Origin of the sequence: uncultured Arenimonas sp. (genome assembly GCF_963976025.1) — a bacterium.
Classification (GTDB): Bacteria; Pseudomonadota; Gammaproteobacteria; order Xanthomonadales; family Xanthomonadaceae; genus Arenimonas.
In genome coordinates this window covers 1-3,990 of the sequence record NZ_CAXBJS010000216.1, presented here as the reverse complement: position 1 = coordinate 3,990, position 3,990 = coordinate 1, and the positions used below count along the sequence as shown (strand labels likewise).

Genomic DNA, 3,990 nt, shown 5'->3' with positions numbered 1-3,990 from the left:
GGCGGGTGCGCGACTATTCGCTGGGCATGCGCCAGCGGCTGGGCATCGGCCTGGCGCTGCTGGGGCGGCCGAAGCTGCTGGTGCTCGACGAACCCGGCAATGGCCTCGACCCTGCCGGCACCCAGGACCTGCGCCGCTTCCTGCGCCAGCTGGTGGCCGAAGAGGGCCTGACCCTGTTCCTGTCGAGCCACCAGCTGGGCGAAATCGACCAGCTCGCCAGCCACGTCGGCGTGCTCGACCGCGGCCGCCTGCGCTTCCAGGGCACCCTGGCGCAGCTGCGCGAACGCGCCCGGCCGGCGCTGCTGCTGCGCTGCGATTCGCCGGCGCGGGCCATGCGCGTGCTGATCGAAGCCGGCGAAGACCCGGCCCTGGCCGAGGGCCATGCGCTGCGCCTGACCCCGCGCCTGCCGGCCGCCGAGATCAACCGGCGCCTGGTCGCGCAGGGCATCGGCATCCAGCACCTGGCGCTGGAACCGGTGACCCTGGAGTCGCTGTTCTTCGAACTCACCGCGCCCGCGGCGCGCGGGGTGGCGGCATGAGTACGCTGCTGCGGGCCCTGTGGGCCGAGCGCCTGAAGCTGCGCGGCACGCTGGCGGTCTGGATGTGCCTGGTGGCGCCCGCGGTGGTCGTGGGCGTCTATGTCCTGCAGATCACCTTTTCCAGTTTCCCGGCCAGCCGCGCACCGGCCACGCCGGAGGAGGCCTGGGCCGCGTTCGTGCAGGCCACGCTGGTGCTGTGGGCCTTCCTGATGCTGCCGCTGCTGGTGACGCTGCAGGCGGCCCTGCTGGCCGGCCTGGACCACCAGGGCAACCAGTGGAAACACCTGCTGGCGCTGGCGCCGCCGCGCCGGGTGCACTACCTGGCCAAATTGTTCGCACTGGCGGTGCTGGTGGGCCTGTCCCAGCTGGCCATGTTCGCGCTGCTGCCCCTGGGCGGGGCGCTGCTGATGGTGGCCAAACCGGCCTTCGGCCTGGCCGGGGCGCCGCCCTGGGGATTGCTGGCCCGCGACCTCGGCGAGATCTACGCCGCCTGCCTGCTGCTGGTGGCCCTGCACACCTGGATCGCGCTGCGCTGGCGCAGCTTCGCGGTGGCGGTGGGCGTCGGCATGGGCGCGACGGTGATGGGCTTCCTGATCGGCCAGTCGGGACGCTTCGGCCCCTGGTATCCGTGGTCCCTGCCCATGCAGACCCTGGCCAGCGATCCGGCGGTCGCACCGCAGGTGATGGCCTACAGCGCGCTTGCCGCGGCAGTGGTCGCAGCCCTGGGCCTGGCCTGGTTCCAGCGCAGCGAACCGGCCTGAGATTGGCTTGATACACGGCGGAACTGGCACCATCTGCAGTCCAGATCCCCCGTAACGGACCCGCCATGACCGAAGCCAATCCCCACGTTTTCGACGCCAGCCTGCCCACGTTCGAACAGGACGTGCTGCTGCGTTCGAAGGACGTCCCGGTGCTGGTGGACTTCTGGGCGACCTGGTGCGGGCCCTGCAAGTCCCTGGGCCCGGTGCTGGAAAAGCTGGCCGCCGAGTTCAACGGCGGCTTCCTGCTGGCCAAGGTCGACGTCGACAAGGAACAGCAGCTGGCCGGCTATTTCCAGATCAAGTCGGTGCCGACGGTGATGCTGGTCAAGGACGGGCAGATCGTCGATGGCTTCCCGGGCGCCCTGCCCGAGGGCCAGCTGCGCCAGTTCCTGGGCCACCACGGCGTGCTGCCCCGCGAGGCCGAGGCCCCGGTCGAAGAAGCCGAGCCCGCGCCCCTGGACCCGCACGAAGAAGTCGTGCGCCTGCGCGCCGCCACCCAGGCCGAACCGGACAAGGAAGAACTCAAGCTCGACCTGGCCCTGGCCCTGCTGCGCACCGGCGCGGTGCCCGAGGCCGAAGGCCTGCTCGACAAGCTGCCGGCCAACCTGGCCCAGGACGACCGCGCCCTGCGCGGCCGGGCGCGCCTGGGTTTCGCCGCCTTGCTCAAGGACGCGCCGCCGGCAGACGTGCTGCAAAAGGCCATCGCCGCCAACCCCGGCGACCTGCGCGCACGGCACCTGCTGGGCGCGATGGACATCGTCGGGGGCCGCAGCCAGGACGGGCTGGAACACTTCCTGGAAATGCTGCGCATCGACCGCAACTTCGAGGACGGCCTGCCGCGCAAGGCGCTGATCGACGCGTTCCGCGTGGTCGAGGACGAAGACCTGGTCGGCACCTACCGCCGCAAGATGGCCTCGCTGCTGTTCTGACATGAAAGCCGCCAACCTGCGCCGGTACATGAACGTCTGGCCGCCGTTCCTCTTCAGCGGCATCCGGGTGACCGACATCGCCGACGACTTCGGCCACGCCCGGGTCGAACTGCGCCAGCGCTGGTACAACCGCAACTACGTCGGCACCCATTTCGGCGGCAGCCTGTTCGCGATGGCCGACCCGTTCTGGATGATCCTGCTGATGCGCCGGCTGGGGCCGGGCTACATGGTCTGGGACCAGGCCGGCGAAATCCGCTTCGAAAAACCCGGCCGCGGCACCGTGGTGGCCGACTTCCGGCTCGAAGACGCCGTGGTGGACCAGATCCGGGCCGCCGCCGCGGGCGGCGACAAGGTGCTGCACTGGTTCGAGACCCCGATCCTGGACGCCTCCGGCGAGGTCGTGGCCCGGTACCGCAAGCAGGTTTACACGCGCCTCAAGCGCGACCGCCGCGAGCCGGGGGCGACCGATAAAACGTGACGGAAATCACGCTTTAACGTCCGGCTTGCCTGAACGGCTGGCTCCCGTATGCTGGAGGGCCCGCCCCCCGCCCCACCCGACCGCGCCATGCAGCAGGAAGACGAACTTTCCCCTGACGAGCTGACCGCGCTGCTCTCCAGCTACATGCCGGAGATCCCGGGCTATCGCGTGCTGCGGCGCATCGGCAAGGGCGGCATGTCCCAGGTCTACCTGGGCGTGCAGGAGTCCCTGGACCGCCAGGTGGCCATCAAGGTGATGTCGCCCGCCGCGCTTACCGACGAAATCTCCAAGCAGCGCTTCGAACACGAGGCGCGCACCATCGCCAAGCTCGAACACCCCTGCATCGTCGGCATCCACGAGGTCGGACGCACGCGCCAGGGCCTGCTGTATTACGTGCTGCCCTACCTGGCCAAGGGCCACCTGGGCCAGCGCGATTTCACCCAGGACGAAGAACGCGCGGTCGAAGTGCTGCGTTCGCTGCTGTCGGCGCTTGAATACGCGCATGCGCGCGGCATCGTGCACCGCGACGTCAAGGCCGAAAACGTCCTGTTCGACAACGCCGACCGGCCGCTGCTCACCGACTTCGGCATCGCCCTGAGCAAACGCGATTCCACCCGCATCACCACCGCCGGCCTGGCCGTGGGCAGTGGCGGCTACATGGCGCCCGAACAGGCGCGCGGCGAAGTGGTGGACGGCCGCGCCGACCTCTACAGCGTCGGCGTGCTGGCCTACGAACTGCTTACCGGCCACCTGCCCTTCCAGGCCGCCGACCCGCTGGCCCTGGCGCTGATGCATGCCCAGGACCCGGTGCCGCGCCTGGCCCCGGAGAAAAAACACTGGCAGCCGTTCATCGACCGGGCCATGGCCAAGTCGCCGGACAACCGCTACCGCAACGCCCAGCAGATGCTGGGTGCGCTCAACCAGATCGCCACCGGCAAACGCGCCGAGCCGATGATCAACCCGGAACTGGTGAAGGGCGTTTTCGAACGCTGGTGGAAGCCGGTGCTGGCCACCGCGTCGGCGGCGCTGCTGGCCGCCGTGGCCATCGTCTGGCTGATGGACGGCCGGGACGAACCGCAAACGCCGGCTGGCGACTTCTTCACCGTCGAGGAAGCGCCACCCCTGCCCGCGGCCGCGGACGAGCCGGCGCCGGCCGTCGTCGTCGCCGAGCCGCCGCCCGCGCCGGTCCCGGCCCCAGCCGAACCGCTGCCGCCGCCGGCCGACGAAGCACCCGCCCCGGCCACCGCCTTCGACCAGGTGCGCGCGGAAGTCGCCACCAGCAC

The 3,990-nt window shown here is 70.5% G+C and carries 5 protein-coding genes; all 5 read left to right on the top strand.

The features are described from left to right. Positions 1-539 (top strand): ABC transporter ATP-binding protein (locus AACZ35_RS12950; protein WP_339829965.1); only part of this gene is annotated, 539 nt, incomplete at its 5' end. After that, the gene (locus AACZ35_RS12945; protein WP_339829964.1) at positions 536-1,300 is read left to right on the top strand and encodes an ABC transporter permease; all 765 of its coding nucleotides are present in this window, start codon (positions 536-538) and stop codon (positions 1,298-1,300) included. The genes AACZ35_RS12950 and AACZ35_RS12945, both read left to right, overlap by 4 nt. A gap of 65 nt (positions 1,301-1,365) precedes the next feature. Next, on the top strand, positions 1,366-2,229 hold the full coding sequence (gene trxA / locus AACZ35_RS12940; RefSeq protein WP_339829962.1) for a thioredoxin: 864 nt from the start codon (positions 1,366-1,368) through the stop codon (positions 2,227-2,229). Between the two features lies 1 nt (position 2,230). Continuing rightward, positions 2,231-2,707 carry a DUF4442 domain-containing protein gene (locus AACZ35_RS12935; RefSeq protein WP_339829960.1) on the top strand — a complete coding sequence of 159 codons (477 nt, stop codon included), beginning with the start codon at positions 2,231-2,233 and terminating at the stop codon, positions 2,705-2,707. A gap of 87 nt (positions 2,708-2,794) precedes the next feature. Then, positions 2,795-3,990, top strand: a 1,196-nt coding sequence (locus AACZ35_RS12930; RefSeq protein WP_339829958.1) for a serine/threonine-protein kinase, incomplete at its 3' end; no start/stop codon positions are given.